A 15,172-nucleotide genomic window follows, 5' to 3' on the forward strand; every position below is an offset into this window, starting at 1 on the left:
GTCCTCGTGAAGAGGGGGACACCGTTTCCGGTGTCCCCCTCGGGGCTGCTAGTCGCGGGCCGCGGTCAGGTGTTCCGCGTGTTCCTGGAGCGAGCGGACGCCCACGTCGCCGTGGTTGAGCGCGTCGATGCCCTGGACGGCCGCCGCGAGCGCCTGGACGGTCGTCAGGCACGGCACGGAGCGGGCCACCGCCGCGGTACGGATGTCGTAGCCGTCGAGGCGGCCGCCGGTGCCGTACGGGGTGTTGACGATGAGGTCTACCTCGCCGTCGTGGATGAGCTGGACGATGGTCCGCTCGCCGTTCGGGCCGGTGCCCTCGGACTGCTTGCGCACGACCGTGGCGTTGATGCCGTTGCGCCGGAGCACCTCGGCGGTGCCCGAGGTGGCGAGCAGCTCGAAGCCGTGCGCGACCAGCTCGCGCGCCGGGAAGATCATCGAGCGCTTGTCCCGGTTGGCGACCGAGATGAAGGCGCGGCCCTTGGTGGGCAGCGGCCCGTAGGCGCCGGCCTGCGACTTGGCGTACGCGGTGCCGAAGACCGAGTCGATGCCCATGACCTCGCCGGTGGAGCGCATCTCCGGGCCGAGGACGGTGTCGACGCCGCGGCCCTGGATGTCGCGGAAACGCGACCACGGCATCACGGCCTCCTTGACGGAGATCGGCGCGTCCAGCGGCAGCTCGCCGCCGTCGCCGTTCGCCGGCAGCAGGCCCTCGGCGCGCAGCTCGGCGACGGTCGCGCCCAGCGAGATCCGGGCGGCGGCTTTGGCCAGCGGCACGGCGGTCGCCTTCGAGGTGAAGGGCACCGTGCGGGAGGCGCGCGGGTTGGCCTCCAGGACGTAGAGGATGTCGCCCGCCATCGCGAACTGGATGTTGATCAGGCCGCGCACTCCGACGCCCCTGGCGATCGCCTCCGTGGAGGCGCGCAGACGCTTGATGTCGAAGCCGCCGAGGGTGATCGGGGGCAGGGCGCACGCCGAGTCGCCGGAGTGGATGCCGGCCTCCTCGATGTGCTCCATCACGCCACCGAGGTAGAGCTCCTCGCCGTCGTAGAGGGCGTCGACGTCGATCTCGATGGCGTCGTCCAGGAAGCGGTCCACGAGGACCGGCCGGGACGGGCTGATCTCGGTCGACTCGGCGATGTAGGAGGCCAGGCGGGTCTCGTCGTAGACGATCTCCATGCCGCGGCCGCCGAGCACGTACGAGGGCCGGACCAGGACCGGGTAGCCGATCTCGTCGGCGATGGCCTTGGCCTCCTCGAAGGTGGTGGCCGTGCCGTGCTTGGGGGCGGGCAGGCCGGCCTCCGCCAGGACCCGGCCGAAGGCGCCGCGGTCCTCGGCGGCGTGGATCGCCTCGGGCGAGGTGCCCACGATCGGCACGCCGTTGTCCTTCAGGGCCTGCGACAGGCCGAGCGGGGTCTGGCCGCCGAGCTGCACGATCACGCCCGCGACCGGACCGGCCTGCTGCTCCGCGTGGACGATCTCCAGCACGTCCTCCAGCGTCAGCGGCTCGAAGTACAGCCGGTCGGAGGTGTCGTAGTCGGTGGAGACGGTCTCCGGGTTGCAGTTGACCATCACGGTCTCGTACCCGGCGTCGGACAGCGCGAAGGAGGCGTGGACGCAGGAGTAGTCGAACTCGATGCCCTGGCCGATGCGGTTCGGGCCGGAGCCCAGGATGATCACCGCGGGCTTCTCGCGGGCCGCGACCTCGGACTCCTCGTCGTAGGAGGAGTAGAAGTACGGCGTCCGCGCGGCGAACTCGGCGGCGCAGGTGTCGACCGTCTTGTAGACCGGGCGGATGCCGAGGGCGTGCCGGACCTCGCGGACGACGTCCTCGCGCAGGCCGCGGATCTCGCCGATCTGCTGGTCGGAGAAGCCGTGGCGCTTGGCCTCGGCGAGCAGGTCGGCGGTCAGCTCGGGCGCCCCGGCCAGCTCGTCGGCGATCTCCTTGATCAGGAAGAGCTGGTCCACGAACCACGGGTCGATCTTCGTGTAGTCGAAGACCTCCTCGGGGGTGGCGCCCGCGCGGATGGCCTGCATGACGGTGTTGATCCGGCCGTCGGTGGGGCGCACGGCCTCGCGGAGCAGCGTCTCCTTGTCGCCGGGCTCGCCGGTGAAGGCGAACTGGCTGCCCTTCTTCTCCAGCGAGCGCAGCGCCTTCTGGAAGGCCTCGGTGAAGTTGCGGCCGATGGCCATGGCCTCGCCGACCGACTTCATGGTGGTGGTCAGCGTGGAGTCGGCCTGCGGGAACTTCTCGAAGGCGAACCGCGGGGCCTTGACGACCACGTAGTCGAGCGTGGGCTCGAAGGAGGCCGGGGTCTCCTGGGTGATGTCGTTCGGGATCTCGTCGAGCGTGTAGCCGACGGCCAGCTTGGCGGCGATCTTGGCGATGGGGAAGCCGGTCGCCTTGGAGGCGAGCGCCGAGGAGCGCGAGACGCGCGGGTTCATCTCGATGACGATGACCCGGCCGTCCTCGGGGTTCACCGCGAACTGGATGTTGCAGCCGCCGGTGTCGACGCCGACCTCGCGGATGATCGCGATGCCGACGTCGCGCAGCACCTGGTACTCGCGGTCGGTCAGCGTCATCGCCGGGGCGACGGTGATCGAGTCGCCGGTGTGCACGCCCATCGGGTCGAAGTTCTCAATGGAGCAGACGACCACGACGTTGTCGTGCTTGTCGCGCATCAGCTCCAGCTCGTACTCCTTCCAGCCGAGGATGGACTCCTCCAGGAGCACCTCGGTGGTCGGGGAGAGCGTGAGGCCCTGGCCGGCGATGCGGCGCAGCTCCTCCTCGTCGTGCGCGAAGCCGGAGCCGGCGCCGCCCATGGTGAAGGACGGGCGGACGACCACGGGGTAGCCGCCGAGCGTCTCGACGCCCTTGAGGACGTCGTCCATGGTGTGGCAGATGACCGAGCGCGCCGACTCGCCGTGGCCCGTCTTGCGGCGGACCTCCTCCACGACGCCCTTGAACAGGTCGCGGTCCTCGCCCTTGTGGATCGCCTCGGGCTTGGCGCCGATCAGCTCGACGCCGTACTTCTCCAGGACGCCGTTGTCGTGCAGCGCGATGGCCGTGTTCAGGGCCGTCTGGCCGCCCAGGGTGGGCAGCAGGGCGTCGGGACGCTCCTTGGCGATGATCTTCTCGACGAACTCGGGGGTGATCGGCTCCACGTAGGTGGCGTCGGCGATCTCCGGGTCGGTCATGATCGTCGCCGGGTTGGAGTTGACGAGGACCACGCGCAGGCCCTCGGCCTTGAGCACCCGGCAGGCCTGGGTGCCGGAGTAGTCGAACTCGGCTGCCTGGCCGATGACGATCGGGCCGGAGCCGATGACCAGGACGGACTGGATATCGGTGCGCTTAGGCACGCTGGCCCTCCATCAGGGATACGAAGCGGTCGAAGAGGTAGGCGGCGTCGTGCGGGCCGGCTGCCGCTTCGGGGTGGTACTGGACGGAGAAGGCGGGCTGGTCGAGCAGCTGCAGCCCCTCCACGACGTCGTCGTTCAGGCAGACGTGCGAGACCTCGGCGCGGCCGAACTTGGTGTCGCTGACCTTGTCGAGCGGCGCGTCCACGGCGAAGCCGTGGTTGTGCGCGGTGACCTCGACCTTGCCGGTCGTACGGTCCTGGACCGGCTGGTTGATGCCGCGGTGGCCGTACTTCAGCTTGTAGGTGCCGAAGCCGAGGGCGCGGCCGAGGATCTGGTTGCCGAAGCAGATGCCGAACAGCGGCGTACGGCGCTCCAGGACGGCCGACATCAGCGCGACGGGGCCGTCGGCGGTGGCCGGGTCGCCGGGGCCGTTGGAGAAGAAGACGCCGTCGGGCTCGACGGCGTAGACCTCGTCGGCGGTGGCGGTGGCGGGCAGCACGTGCACCTCGATGCCGCGCTCGGCCATGCGGTGCGGGGTCATGCCCTTGATGCCGAGGTCGATGGCGGCGACGGTGAAGCGCTTCTCGCCGACGGCCGGGACGACGTACGCCTCCTTGGTGGCGACCTCCTCGTAGAGGCTCGCGCCCTTCATGTGCGGCTGCGCCTGCACCCGCTCGACCAGCTCGGCCTCGGGGGCGACGGCCTCGCCGGAGAAGATGCCGGCGCGCATCGAGCCGCGCTCGCGCAGGTGGCGGGTGAGCGCCCGGGTGTCGATCCCGGAGATGCCGACCACGCCCTGCGCGACCAGCTCGTCGTCGAGGGACCGCTTGGCGCGCCAGTTGGACGGCACGCGCGCGGGGTCGCGCACGACGTACCCGGAGACCCAGATGCGCCGGGACTCGTCGTCCTCGTCGTTCCAGCCGGTGTTGCCGATCTGCGGGGCGGTCGCGACGACGATCTGGCGGTCGTAGGACGGGTCGGTGAGGGTCTCCTGGTAGCCGGTCATGCCGGTGGAGAACACGGCCTCGCCGAAGGTCTCCCCCACGGCCCCGTAGGCGCGGCCGCGGAAGGTGCGGCCGTCCTCCAGGACGAGTACGGCGGGAACCTTCGCGGTTCCCCTGGTGGAGGTCGTCATCGTGCGCCTTCCGTGTCGTTGATCATCTTGTTCAGGGTGTCGGCCCACTCGGCGTGCTCGGCCGCGTGGTCGGAGCGGAAGCCGGAGTCGATCAGCTTGTCGCCCAGTGCCCAGGTCACCACCAGCAGTCCGCCCTCGGTGAGGACCTTGCCGGCGATGCCCTTGTCGAGCCGGGCGCCGCGCAGCGCGGCCGTGGGGACGAAGAAGTCGTTCGCTCCGGGGCGCTCGACCTCCAGGCCCGCGTCGGTCAGGGTGAGCTCGGCCCGGCTGCGGGTGCCGAGGCCGTGGGCCACGATGCGGTCCAGCCACTGACCGGCGGTCGTGGAGCCGTGGTAGCGGCCGCTCATGCTCAGTCTCACCGGGCCGTTGGCGTCCGGCGCGCTGGGCGGGGCGGGCAGGTCCCCCTGGAGGGTGCCGCGCCACTTCCATCCCTCGCGCATCAGCCAGTAGATGAGCGCGACGAAGAGGGCGAGTCCGACGAGCCAGCCGATGCGGGCGCCCCAGTCGGTGACCTCGGCCGACTTCTTCGCCTCGGCCAGCAGGATTACAGGTGTCACGTGAGCTTCCCGTCGACGAGCGTGGCCTTGCCCCGCAGCCACGTGTGCGTCACACGGCCCGGCAGCTCGCGTCCCTCGTACGGGGTGTTGCGGCTGCGCGAGGCGAAGCCCGCGGGGTCCACCCGGCCACGGTATGCCGTGTCGACGAGGGCGAGGTTGGCGGGCTCACCAGCCGAGACGGGGCGGCCGTGTCCGGTGGCCTGTCCGATCTGCGCGGGCCTGACGGACATCCGGTCGGCGACGCCGGCCCAGTCCAGCAGGCCCGTGTCCACCATCGTCTCCTGGACCACCGACAGCGCGGTCTCCAGGCCCACCATGCCCATGGCGGCGGCGGCCCACTCGCAGTCCTTGTCCTCGTGCGGGTGCGGGGCGTGGTCGGTGGCGACGATGTCGATCGTGCCGTCGGCGAGCGCCTCGCGCAGGGCGTGCACGTCCCGCTCGGTGCGCAGCGGCGGGTTGACCTTGTAGACCGGGTTGTACGAGCGCACCAGTTCGTCGGTGAGGAGCAGGTGGTGCGGGGTGACCTCGGCGGTGACGTCGATGCCGCGGGACTTGGCCCAGCGGACGATCTCCACGGACCCGGCGGTCGACAGGTGGCAGATGTGCACGCGGGAGCCGACGTGCTCGGCGAGCAGCACGTCCCGCGCGATGATCGACTCCTCGGCGACGGCCGGCCAGCCGCCCAGGCCCAGTTCGGCGGAGACGACGCCCTCGTTCATCTGGGCGCCCTCGGTGAGGCGCGGCTCCTGGGCGTGCTGGGCGACGACGCCGCCGAAGGCCTTCACGTACTCCAGCGCCCGGCGCATGATCACGGCGTCGTCCACGCACTTGCCGTCGTCGGAGAAGACGGTGACGCCGGCGGCGGACTCGTGCATCGCGCCCAGCTCGGCGAGCTTCCGGCCCTCCAGGCCGACGGTGACGGCGCCGATGGGCTGCACGTCGCAGTAGCCGTGCTCCCGGCCGAGCCGGTAGACCTGCTCGACGACGCCCGCGGTGTCGGCGACGGGGAAGGTGTTGGCCATGGCGAAGACGGCCGTGTAGCCGCCGCTCGCGGCCGCGCGGGTGCCGGTCAACACGGTCTCGGAGTCCTCGCGGCCCGGCTCGCGCAGGTGGGTGTGCAGGTCGACCAGGCCGGGGAGCAGCACCTTGCCGGCGGCCTCGACGACCTCCGCGCCCTCGGCGCTCAGGTCCCGGCCCACCTCGGCGATCGTCGCACCGTCGATCAGCACGTCCTGCGGCTCGCCGCCGAGCACCTTCGCACCACGGATCAGGATCTTGCTCATGGTCTTTACTTCTCCTCCGCGGTGCGGGCTTGGGTCAGGGCGGGCTCGTTGCCGCCGAGCAGCAGGTACAGGACGGCCATCCGGATGGAGACGCCGTTGGCGACCTGCTCGACGACGGTGCAGCGGTCGGAGTCGGCGACCTCCGCGGTGATCTCCATGCCGCGGACCATCGGGCCGGGGTGCATCACGATGGCGTGCTCGGGCATCTTCGCCATGCGCTCGCCGTCCAGGCCGTAGCGCCGCGAGTACTCGCGCTCGGTGGGGAAGAAGGCGGCGTTCATGCGCTCGCGCTGGACCCGCAGCATCATCACCGCGTCGGACTTCGGCAGCGTGCTGTCGAGGTCGTAGGACACCTCGCAGGGCCATGTCTCGACGCCGACCGGCACGAGGGTGGGCGGGGCGACCAGGGTGACCTCGGCGCCGAGGGTGTGCAGCAGGTCGACGTTGGAGCGGGCGACCCGGCTGTGCAGGACGTCGCCGACGATGGTGATCCGCTTGCCGCTCAGGTCCTGGCCGAGGCCGGCGTCCCGGCCGATCAGCCGGCGGCGCATGGTGAACGCGTCCAGCAGGGCCTGGGTGGGGTGCTGGTGGGTGCCGTCGCCTGCGTTGACCACGGCGGCGTCGATCCAGCCGGAGGTGGCCAGGCGGTAGGGGGCGCCGGAGGCGCCGTGCCGGATGACGACGGCGTCGACGCCCATCGCCTCCAGGGTCTGGGCGGTGTCCTTCAGGGACTCGCCCTTGGAGACCGACGACCCCTTGGCGGAGAAGTTGATGACGTCCGCGGACAGCCGCTTCTCGGCGGCCTCGAAGGAGATCCGGGTGCGGGTGGAGTCCTCGAAGAAGAGGTTGACGATCGTGCGGCCGCGCAGGGTCGGCAGTTTCTTGATCGGCCGGTCGGCGACCCGGGCCATCTCCTCGGCGGTGTCGAGGATCAGGACGGCGTCGTCGCGGGAGAGGTCGGCGGCCGAGATGAGATGACGCTGCATCTGTCAGGCTCCGTAAGGCAGTTCATACAGGGAGATTCGGGGCAGGCCGGTGCGTGTACGGGCGCGCCGGGGCGGCCGTACGCCGGGTGCGCTACTGGCCGGAGGGCTTCACGCCGAGCAGCACGGTGTCGCGACCGTCCTCCTCGGCGAGCTGGACCTTGACCGTCTCCCGCAGCGACGTGGGGAGGTTCTTGCCGACATAGTCCGCGCGGATGGGCAGTTCGCGGTGGCCGCGGTCGACCAGGACCGCGAGCTGCACGGCGCGCGGGCGCCCGATGTCGTTCAGGGCGTCGAGGGCGGCGCGGATGGTGCGGCCGGAGAAGAGCACGTCGTCGACGAGGACGACCAGCTTGCCGTCGATGCCGTCACCGGGGATCTCGGTGCGGGCCAGCGCACGCGGCGGGTGCATGCGCAGGTCGTCGCGGTACATGGTGATGTCGAGCGAGCCGACGGGGACCTTGCGGTCGGTGATCTGCTCCAGCTTGGCGGCGAGCCGCTGGGCGAGGAAGACCCCCCGGGTCGGAATGCCGAGGAGCACCGCGTCGTCGGCGCCCTTGGCGCGTTCGACGATCTCGTGGGCGATGCGGGTCAGGACGCGTGCGATGTCGGGGCCCTCGAGCACGGGCCGCGCATCGGACGCGGAGGGGCTTGCGTGTGTGTCCATACGAAACGGACCTCCTTCTCCGCCTCACGGGACGGACCTTAAAGGACGTCGGATTTGCGCCATCCACCGTAGCAGGTCCCCCGGAGCCCTCGATCACCCGTACGGCGTAACCGGCCACCACCGGAACGGAAGAGTCGGGGTGGACCATTCGGCTTGACGCGCAAGAGTCACGCTGCGTAACCTCACAGTGAGTTACCAGCCGCGCGGCGGAAATCACAGCCGACCGCGTCGACACAGTGCCGGGGAGCTATATGTCCAGCGAATACGCCAAACAGCTCGGGGCCAAGCTCCGGGCCATCCGCACCCAGCAGGGCCTTTCCCTCCACGGTGTCGAGGAGAAGTCCCAGGGGCGCTGGAAGGCCGTGGTGGTCGGTTCCTACGAGCGCGGCGACCGTGCCGTGACCGTGCAGCGGCTGGCCGAGCTGGCCGATTTCTATGGCGTCCCGGTGCAGGAACTGCTGCCGGGCACCACGCCGGGCGGCGCCGCCGAGCCGCCGCCGAAGCTGGTCCTCGACCTGGAGCGGCTGGCCGGTGTGCCGGCCGAGAAGGCGGGCCCGCTGCAGCGCTACGCGGCGACGATCCAGTCCCAGCGCGGCGACTACAACGGCAAGGTGCTCTCGATCCGCCAGGACGACCTGCGCACACTCGCCGTCATCTACGACCAGTCCCCCTCGGTCCTCACCGAGCAGCTGATCAGCTGGGGTGTCCTGGACGCGGACGCGCGCCGCGCCGTGGCGACCCACGAAGACGCCTGAGCCGCGGAACGCCTCAGCAGAAACGTGCCGCCGGGGTGGCCGGAACTTTACGGTTCCGGCCACCCCGGCGGTTTCATTGCGCCCCCTGAGGCCCTCCTGAGCCTCCTCACGGCTTCCCGGGGAGGCCCGGGTACGACGCGCCACAGGGCCCGCGGCGATCGCTCACCGCGGGCCCTGTGGCGTTCCGTCGTGCGTCTACGCCTCGTCCCGGCGCAGCGACGGCTTGAGCTCCTTCAGCCGGCCCAGGAGGCCGTTGACGAACGAGGGGGACTCGTCCGTGGAGAACTCCTTCGCCAGCTGCACCATCTCGTCCAGGACGACGGCGTCCGGGGTCCCGTCCACCCAGATCAGCTCGTAGGCGCCCAGGCGCAGGATGTTCCGGTCCACCACCGGCATCCGGTCCAGGGTCCAGTCCACCGCGTACGTCGCGATCAGCTCGTCGATCCGCTTCGCGTGCTCGGCGTAGCCCTCGACGAGCTGCATCGTGTACTCGCTCACCGGCGGCTGCCGGGTGTCGGACCGGGAGAGCCGGATCCAGTCCGCGAGGACCGTGAGGACGTCGGCCCCACGCTGGTCGCCCTCGAAGAGGATCTGGAAGGCGCGCTTGCGGGCCGTGTTGCGGGCAGCCACGGTTAGCTGTTCACCCGGCCGAGGTAGTCGCTGGTGCGGGTGTCGACCTTGATCTTCTCACCGGTGGTGATGAAGAGCGGGACCTGGATCTGGTGGCCGGTCTCCAGGGTGGCGGGCTTGGTGCCGCCGGTGGAGCGGTCGCCCTGGACGCCGGGCTCGGTCTCCTGCACGACCAGCTCGACGGCGGCCGGCAGCTCGACGAAGAGCACCTCGCCCTCGTGCTGGGCGACGGTGGCGGTGAAGCCCTCGATCAGGAAGTTGGCGGCGTCGCCGACGGCCTTGCGGTCGACCATCAGCTGGTCGTAGGTCTCCATGTCCATGAAGACGAAGTACTCGCCGTCCATGTACGAGAACTGCATGTCGCGCTTGTCGACAGTGGCCGTCTCGACCTTGACACCGGCGTTGAAGGTCTTGTCGACGACCTTGCCGGAGAGCACGTTCTTGAGCTTGGTGCGCACGAATGCCGGGCCCTTGCCGGGCTTGACGTGCTGGAACTCGACGACGGACCAGAGCTGGCCGCCTTCGAGCTTGAGCACCAGGCCGTTCTTGAGGTCGTTCGTGGAAGCCACGGTTGCGGAATCTCCTGGACTGACGTACGACCCCGGGGCACGCACTCCTACAGCGCGAGCAGCTCCTTGGTCGTGATGGTGAGTAGCTCGGGTCCGCCGTCCGCCTCTGGGCGCACGACGAGCGTGTCATCGATCCGGACACCGCCCCGGCCCGGAAGGTGGACCCCCGGTTCGACGGTGACTGGCACGCAAGCGTCCAGTTTACCCATGGCGGCGGGGGCCAGCTGCGGGTCCTCGTCGATTTCGAGTCCGACACCGTGTCCGGTCAGCGGTGGCAGTGCCTCCGCATAGCCCGCGGAGTCCAGCACCTGGCGGGCCGCGCGGTCCACCTCGCGGAACGCGGCGCCCGGCATCAGGGACTCCCGCCCGGCCCGCTGGGCGGAGAAGACCAGGTCGTAGAGCTCGATCTGCCAGTCGGCGGGCGAGGTGCCGATGACGAACGTGCGGCCGATCTCGCAGCGGTACCCCCGGTAGGTGGCGCCCAGGCAGACCGAGAGGAAGTCGCCCTCCTCCACCCGCCGGTCGGTGGGCCGGTGCCCACGCCGGCCCGAGTTGGGCCCGGTGGCGACCGAGGTGGGGAAGGCCGGCCCGTCGGCGCCGTGGTCGACCAGCCGGCGCTCCAGCTCCAGGGCGAGGTGCCGCTCGGTGCGGCCGACCAGGATGGACTCCAGCAGTTCTCCGAGGGCCTGGTCGGCGATCTCGGCGCCGATGCGGAGGCAGGAGATCTCCTCCTCGTCCTTGACGACCCGGAGCTGCTCGACGGCTCCGCCGAGGTCGGCCAGGCGCAGCCGCGGCGCGACGGAGGACAGGGCCCGGTAGCGGGCCACGGTGAGGTCGTGCTCCTCCACGGCCAGGGCGTCGCAGCCCTGGCCGTCGGCGAGGCCGGCCGCGGCGACCGCCGCGTCGCCTCCGGGCGAGTCGAGGACGTGCAGGCGCACGCTCTCGTCGGGCCGCCCGTCGGCGGGGCGGTCCTCCGGGGGTGCGGCGCACACCAGGAGATCCTCCTGCCCGCCGAGCAGCAGGACGGCGCCCTGGGGCGCGGCGCCCGCCAGGTAACGCACATTGGCGGGGCGGCTGACCAGGGCGGCGGGGGCGCCGGCCGCGTTGCAGCGCTCCCTCAGGCGGGATCGGCGGGTCGCGTGCACCTCTGACATGAGACGAGCGTAGGAGTTCCGGGCGATTTGTGCCGGTTGGGTGGGGCCGAGTGGGGCCCGGAGGGGGCGCTGCCGCCGGTCACCAGCTCGGCGGGCTGGCCATCGCCCGGACGAGGACCTCGTCCAGCAGCCGGGCCGTGCCGGGGACGTCCAGCTGGGAGTTGTCGATGATCGGCAGACCCGAGCCGTACCAGCCCGCCATGCGGCCGTGGATCCTGGCCACCTCCTCGTCGGTGAGGCGGCGGTTGCCGGAGCGCTCGGCGTTGCGCTCCAGGACGATGTCGAGGCCCGGGAGCAGCACGACGGGGAGCAGGCCGGGGCCGACGTGGCGCTTCCAGCCGCCGAGACCCACGACCGGCCGGTCCGGGAAGACGGCGTCGTCGAGGATGCAGGAGATGCCGTTGGCCAGGAAGTTGCGGGCGGCGAAGCCGCAGGTCCGGCGGGCCAGGCGGTACTGGGCCTCGGAATGGTCGTTCCAGCCCGACTGGGGGTCGGCGAAGCCGGAGCGGACCCATTCGCGCACGTCGTCCAGGCTGATGTGGGCCGTGGGCACCCGCCGGTGGTCCGCCCAGTACTTGGCGACGCTGGTCTTGCCGGCGCCCGCCGGGCCGATCAGCAGGACGGCCAGGGTGGTCGCCGCCGGGTCGGGCGCGGGCGCGGAGGCCGGCGGCACGCCGACGAGGCCGCCGGGCGGCAGCGGCAGATGGCCGGTGGTCTCCGGGGGCGGCGGCGCGGGGGCGTGCCGCGGAGCGGGAGGCTGAGCGTGCGGCGGCGGCACGGGCGCCGCAGGGGGCATCGGGCCGGACGGGGGCACGGGCGCCGCGGGAGGCATCGGGCCGGACGGCGGAACGGGCCCCGACGGCGGCACGGCTCCCGCTCCGGTTCCCGGATATCCGGGTGGCGGCGGAGGCACGGGTGCGGGACCCTGCGGGGCTCCCGGATGGTGCGCGGCCGACGCCCAGCCGACGTGTGGTCCCCGCCCCTGCTCATGGGGCGGTGGCAGCGGAGACCCCACTGCGTGCTGCATCCGTCGCCACTCCGTCTCGTACGCGCATCTGGCACTGGCAGGCGGGTGCGGAGCCCGCTCTCCCCCACAGCCTAGAGGGCGTGGGAGTGACTCCCACCCGAACGGTACCGCCCCCGGCCGTCGTTACGTGCAACGGCCAGGGGCGGTGCGAAGTGCCCGTTCCTCGAGGGGAGTCGGACGCAGTGGTACAGGTCGGTGCCTACTGGCCCACTTCTCCGTAGGCGGCGAGCAGGACCGCCGGGTCCGGGCCCTCCAGCACGGTCGGCCTGGCCAGTCCGTCGAGCACGATGAACCGCAGCAGGTCGCCGCGGGACTTCTTGTCGACCTTCATCGTCTCCAGCAGCTTGGGCCACTGGTCGTAGCGGTAGTGCAGCGGCAGGCCGACCGCTTCGAGGACGGTCCGGTGACGGTCTGCCGTCGCGTCGTCCAACCGGCCCGCCAGACGGCCGAGTTCGGCGGCGAAGTGCATGCCGACCGCGACCGCGGCGCCGTGCCGCCACTTGTAGCGCTCGTTCTTCTCGATGGCGTGACCGAGGGTGTGGCCGTAGTTGAGGACCTCCCGCAGTCCCGACTCCTTCAGGTCGGAGGAGACCACCTCGGCCTTCACCCGGATCGAACGCTCGATCAGCTCGGCCGTGTGCGGTCCCGCCGGGGTCCGGGCGGCCTCCGGGTCGGACTCGATGAGGTCGAGGATCACCGGGTCGGCGATGAAGCCGGCCTTGATGACCTCGGCGAGCCCGGACACGTAGTCGTTGACCGGGAGGGAGTCCAGCGCGGCGAGGTCGCAGAGCACACCGGCCGGCGGGTGGAAGGCGCCCACCAGGTTCTTGCCCTCGGCGGTGTTGATGCCGGTCTTGCCGCCGACCGCCGCGTCCACCATGGCGAGCACGGTGGTCGGGATCGCGATCCAGCGCACCCCGCGCAGCCAGGTCGCGGCCACGAACCCGGCGAGGTCGGTGGTCGCGCCGCCGCCGACGCCGACGATGACGTCGGTGCGGGTGAAGCCGGACTGGCCGAGCGCCTTCCAGCAGTAGGCCGCGACCTCGGCGGTCTTGGCCTCCTCGGCGTTCGGCACCTGGACGGCGACGGCCTCGAAGCCCTGCTCGGCCAGGTCGGCGCGGAGCGCGTCGCCGGTCTCGGCCAGCGCCTCCGGGTGGATCACCGCCACCCGCCTGGCCCGGGTGCCGATCAGCCCGGCCAGCTCGCCCAGGAGCTGCCGGCCGATCAGCACCTCGTAGGGGTCGGTGCCGGCGCTGCCGGCGACCTGGATCCGGGTGACTGACTCGCTCATGCTTCCTTCAACTCCAGTGCGTCCAGCGCGGCTTGGGTGACCTCTTCGGGAGTGCGGCCGTCCGTCGCCACGACGGCGGTGGCGACCTCCTCGTACAGGTGCCGCCGCGCCTCCATCAGCTCGCGCCACTGCTTGCGCGGGTTGACCGCGAGCAGCGGGCGGGCCACGTTGAGGCCGGTGCGCCTGACGGCCTCCTCCACGTCCATGGAGAGGTAGACCACCCGGTGCCCGGCGAGCAGCGCCCGGGTGTCCGCGTCGAGGACGGCTCCGCCGCCGAGCGCGAGGACTCCCTCGTGCGCGGCGACGGCGCTGTGCACCGCCCGCTTCTCGAGGGCGCGGAAGGCGGGCTCGCCCTCCTCCACGAAGATGTCGGCGATGGTCCGCCCCTCGGCCGCCACGATGTCCTCGTCGGTGTCCCGGAACCCGGTTCCGAGCCGCTCGGCCAGCAGCCGGCCCACGGTGGACTTGCCCACGCCCATGGGACCGACGAGCACGACGGCAGGCATCGCGCTCACCGGATCCGCAGGTTCTCGAGGTACGACCGGACGTTGCGGCTGGTCTCGGCCACCGAGTCGCCGCCGAACTTCTCCGCCACCGCGTCCGCGAGGACGAGGGCGACCATCGCCTCGGCGACGATGCCCGCGGCCGGCACGGCGGACACGTCGGAGCGCTGGTGGTGCGCCTGGGCGGCCTCGCCGGTCGCCACGTCCACCGTCTGCAGGGCCCGCGGCACGGTCGCGATCGGCTTCATCGCGGCCCGCACCCGCAGCAGCTCGCCGGTGGTCAGACCGCCCTCGGTGCCGCCGGAGCGGCCGGACACGCGCCGGATGCCCTCGTCGGCGCGCACGATCTCGTCGTGCGCCTTGGAACCCGGCACGCGCGCGAGTTCGAAGCCGTCGCCGATCTCGACACCCTTGATGGCCTGGATGCCCATGAGCGCGCCGGCGAGGCGCGCGTCCAGCTTGCGGTCCCAGTGCACGTGCGAGCCGAGGCCCACGGGCACGCCGTAGGCCAGGATCTCCACCACGCCGCCGAGGGTGTCGCCGTCCTTGTGAGCCTGGTCGATCTCGGCGACCATCGCCTTCGAGGCGTCGGCGTCCAGGCAGCGCACCGGGTCGGCGTCCAGCCGCTCGACGTCGGCCGGCGTCGGGTACACACCGTGCGGCGCCTTGGCGGAGGCCAGCTCGACCACGTGGGAGACGATCTCGATGCCCGCCGTCTCCTTCAGGTACGACCGGGCGACCGCGCCCAGTGCCACGCGGGCGGCGGTCTCGCGGGCGGAGGCGCGCTCCAGGATCGGGCGGGCCTCGTCGAAGCCGTACTTCTGCATGCCGGCGAGGTCGGCGTGGCCGGGCCGGGGCCGGGTCAGCGGCGCGTTGCGCGCGAGCCCGTCCAGGATCTCGGGGTCGACCGGGTCGGCCGCCATGACCTGCTCCCACTTGGGCCACTCGGTGTTGCCCACCATGATCGCGACCGGCGAGCCGAGGGTGAGGCCGTGCCGGACGCCGCCGAGGAAGGTGACCTCGTCCCGCTCGAACTTCATCCGCGCACCGCGGCCATAGCCGAGCCGCCGCCGCGCCAGGTGGTCCGCCACCATCTCCGTGGTGATCGGCACGCCGGCGGGAAGCCCCTCCAGCGTCGCGACAAGTGCGGGACCGTGGGACTCCCCCGCGGTCAGCCAACGCAGCCTGCTCAACGGTGCTCCTCAGTGTTCGCGCCCGGTACTGCCCTGGGTACGCGTGTCCTCGCGTACGGCGACGACGC

Annotated in this window: 14 protein-coding genes; 1 reads left to right on the forward strand and 13 read right to left on the reverse strand. The window is 71.7% G+C overall.

The window, feature by feature from the left end:
• Positions 1–48: 48 nt before the first annotated feature.
• From carB to pyrR, 6 genes are all read right to left on the reverse strand, one after another.
• Positions 49–3,357, reverse strand: coding sequence for a carbamoyl-phosphate synthase large subunit (carB, locus tag ACZ7JA_RS25530; RefSeq protein ID WP_389448358.1), 3,309 nt, complete (start codon positions 3,355–3,357; stop codon positions 49–51).
• On the reverse strand, positions 3,350–4,492 hold the full coding sequence (carA, locus tag ACZ7JA_RS25535) for a glutamine-hydrolyzing carbamoyl-phosphate synthase small subunit (RefSeq protein WP_351663877.1): 1,143 nt from the start codon (positions 4,490–4,492) through the stop codon (positions 3,350–3,352). The genes carB and carA overlap by 8 nt, the downstream gene beginning before the upstream one ends.
• Positions 4,489–5,049, reverse strand: coding sequence for a PH-like domain-containing protein (locus ACZ7JA_RS25540; RefSeq protein WP_351663879.1), 561 nt, complete (start codon positions 5,047–5,049; stop codon positions 4,489–4,491). The genes carA and ACZ7JA_RS25540 overlap by 4 nt, the downstream gene beginning before the upstream one ends.
• Positions 5,046–6,332, reverse strand: a complete 1,287-nt coding sequence (locus ACZ7JA_RS25545; protein WP_389304790.1) for a dihydroorotase — start codon at positions 6,330–6,332, stop codon at positions 5,046–5,048. The genes ACZ7JA_RS25540 and ACZ7JA_RS25545 overlap by 4 nt, the downstream gene beginning before the upstream one ends.
• Before the next feature lie 5 nt (positions 6,333–6,337).
• Positions 6,338–7,318: an aspartate carbamoyltransferase catalytic subunit gene (locus tag ACZ7JA_RS25550; protein ID WP_351663883.1), complete on the reverse strand. Its 981-nt coding sequence runs from the start codon at positions 7,316–7,318 to the stop codon at positions 6,338–6,340.
• A 91-nt stretch (positions 7,319–7,409) separates the two neighbouring features.
• Positions 7,410–7,982 carry a bifunctional pyr operon transcriptional regulator/uracil phosphoribosyltransferase PyrR gene (gene pyrR, locus ACZ7JA_RS25555; protein WP_351663885.1) on the reverse strand — a complete coding sequence of 191 codons (573 nt, stop codon included), beginning with the start codon at positions 7,980–7,982 and terminating at the stop codon, positions 7,410–7,412.
• Between the two features lie 251 nt (positions 7,983–8,233).
• Between pyrR and bldD the strand changes: the two genes are divergently transcribed.
• A complete protein-coding gene (gene bldD / locus ACZ7JA_RS25560) occupies positions 8,234–8,737 on the forward strand; it encodes a transcriptional regulator BldD (protein ID WP_351663887.1) in 504 nt (167 codons plus the stop codon).
• A 195-nt stretch (positions 8,738–8,932) separates the two neighbouring features.
• Here the strand turns inward: bldD and nusB are convergent, their stop codons facing one another.
• The 7 genes from nusB to aroC all read right to left on the reverse strand — a co-directional run bounded on the left by nusB (position 8,933) and on the right by aroC (position 15,104).
• Entirely contained in the window at positions 8,933–9,367 is a 435-nt protein-coding gene (nusB, locus tag ACZ7JA_RS25565; protein WP_389304789.1) for a transcription antitermination factor NusB, read from the reverse strand.
• Between the two features lie 2 nt (positions 9,368–9,369).
• On the reverse strand, positions 9,370–9,936 hold the full coding sequence (efp, locus tag ACZ7JA_RS25570; protein WP_037742222.1) for an elongation factor P: 567 nt from the start codon (positions 9,934–9,936) through the stop codon (positions 9,370–9,372).
• Between the two features lie 47 nt (positions 9,937–9,983).
• Positions 9,984–11,090: an aminopeptidase P family protein gene (locus tag ACZ7JA_RS25575; protein ID WP_470810619.1), complete on the reverse strand. Its 1,107-nt coding sequence runs from the start codon at positions 11,088–11,090 to the stop codon at positions 9,984–9,986.
• 79 nt (positions 11,091–11,169) lie between these two features.
• A complete protein-coding gene (locus tag ACZ7JA_RS25580; RefSeq protein WP_450743884.1) occupies positions 11,170–12,117 on the reverse strand; it encodes a Pro-rich N-terminal domain-containing protein in 948 nt (315 codons plus the stop codon).
• Positions 12,118–12,316: 199 nt separating this feature from the next.
• Positions 12,317–13,408, reverse strand: coding sequence for a 3-dehydroquinate synthase (aroB, locus tag ACZ7JA_RS25585; protein ID WP_403683423.1), 1,092 nt, complete (start codon positions 13,406–13,408; stop codon positions 12,317–12,319).
• The gene (locus tag ACZ7JA_RS25590) at positions 13,405–13,914 is read right to left on the reverse strand and encodes a shikimate kinase (protein ID WP_351664171.1); all 510 of its coding nucleotides are present in this window, start codon (positions 13,912–13,914) and stop codon (positions 13,405–13,407) included. The genes aroB and ACZ7JA_RS25590 overlap by 4 nt, the downstream gene beginning before the upstream one ends.
• A gap of 5 nt (positions 13,915–13,919) precedes the next feature.
• A complete protein-coding gene (gene aroC, locus ACZ7JA_RS25595) occupies positions 13,920–15,104 on the reverse strand; it encodes a chorismate synthase (RefSeq protein WP_470810620.1) in 1,185 nt (394 codons plus the stop codon).
• Positions 15,105–15,172 lie beyond the last annotated feature (68 nt).

Source organism: Streptomyces sp. NPDC038135 (assembly GCF_055601245.1).

Bases quoted from the DNA above. Each gene is read 5' to 3' on its own strand.
- carA (WP_351663877.1), bottom strand. From the start codon at position 4,492: ATGACGACCTCCACCAGGGGAACCGCGAAGGTTCCCGCCGTACTCGTC.
- ACZ7JA_RS25545 (WP_389304790.1), bottom strand. From the start codon at position 6,332: ATGAGCAAGATCCTGATCCGTGGTGCGAAGGTGCTCGGCGGCGAGCCG.
- ACZ7JA_RS25550 (WP_351663883.1), bottom strand. From the start codon at position 7,318: ATGCAGCGTCATCTCATCTCGGCCGCCGACCTCTCCCGCGACGACGCC.
- pyrR (WP_351663885.1), bottom strand. From the start codon at position 7,982: ATGGACACACACGCAAGCCCCTCCGCGTCCGATGCGCGGCCCGTGCTC.
- bldD (WP_351663887.1), top strand. From the start codon at position 8,234: ATGTCCAGCGAATACGCCAAACAGCTCGGGGCCAAGCTCCGGGCCATC.
- ACZ7JA_RS25575 (WP_470810619.1), bottom strand. From the start codon at position 11,090: ATGTCAGAGGTGCACGCGACCCGCCGATCCCGCCTGAGGGAGCGCTGC.
- ACZ7JA_RS25580 (WP_450743884.1), bottom strand. From the start codon at position 12,117: ATGCAGCACGCAGTGGGGTCTCCGCTGCCACCGCCCCATGAGCAGGGG.
- aroB (WP_403683423.1), bottom strand. From the start codon at position 13,408: ATGAGCGAGTCAGTCACCCGGATCCAGGTCGCCGGCAGCGCCGGCACC.
- ACZ7JA_RS25590 (WP_351664171.1), bottom strand. From the start codon at position 13,914: ATGCCTGCCGTCGTGCTCGTCGGTCCCATGGGCGTGGGCAAGTCCACC.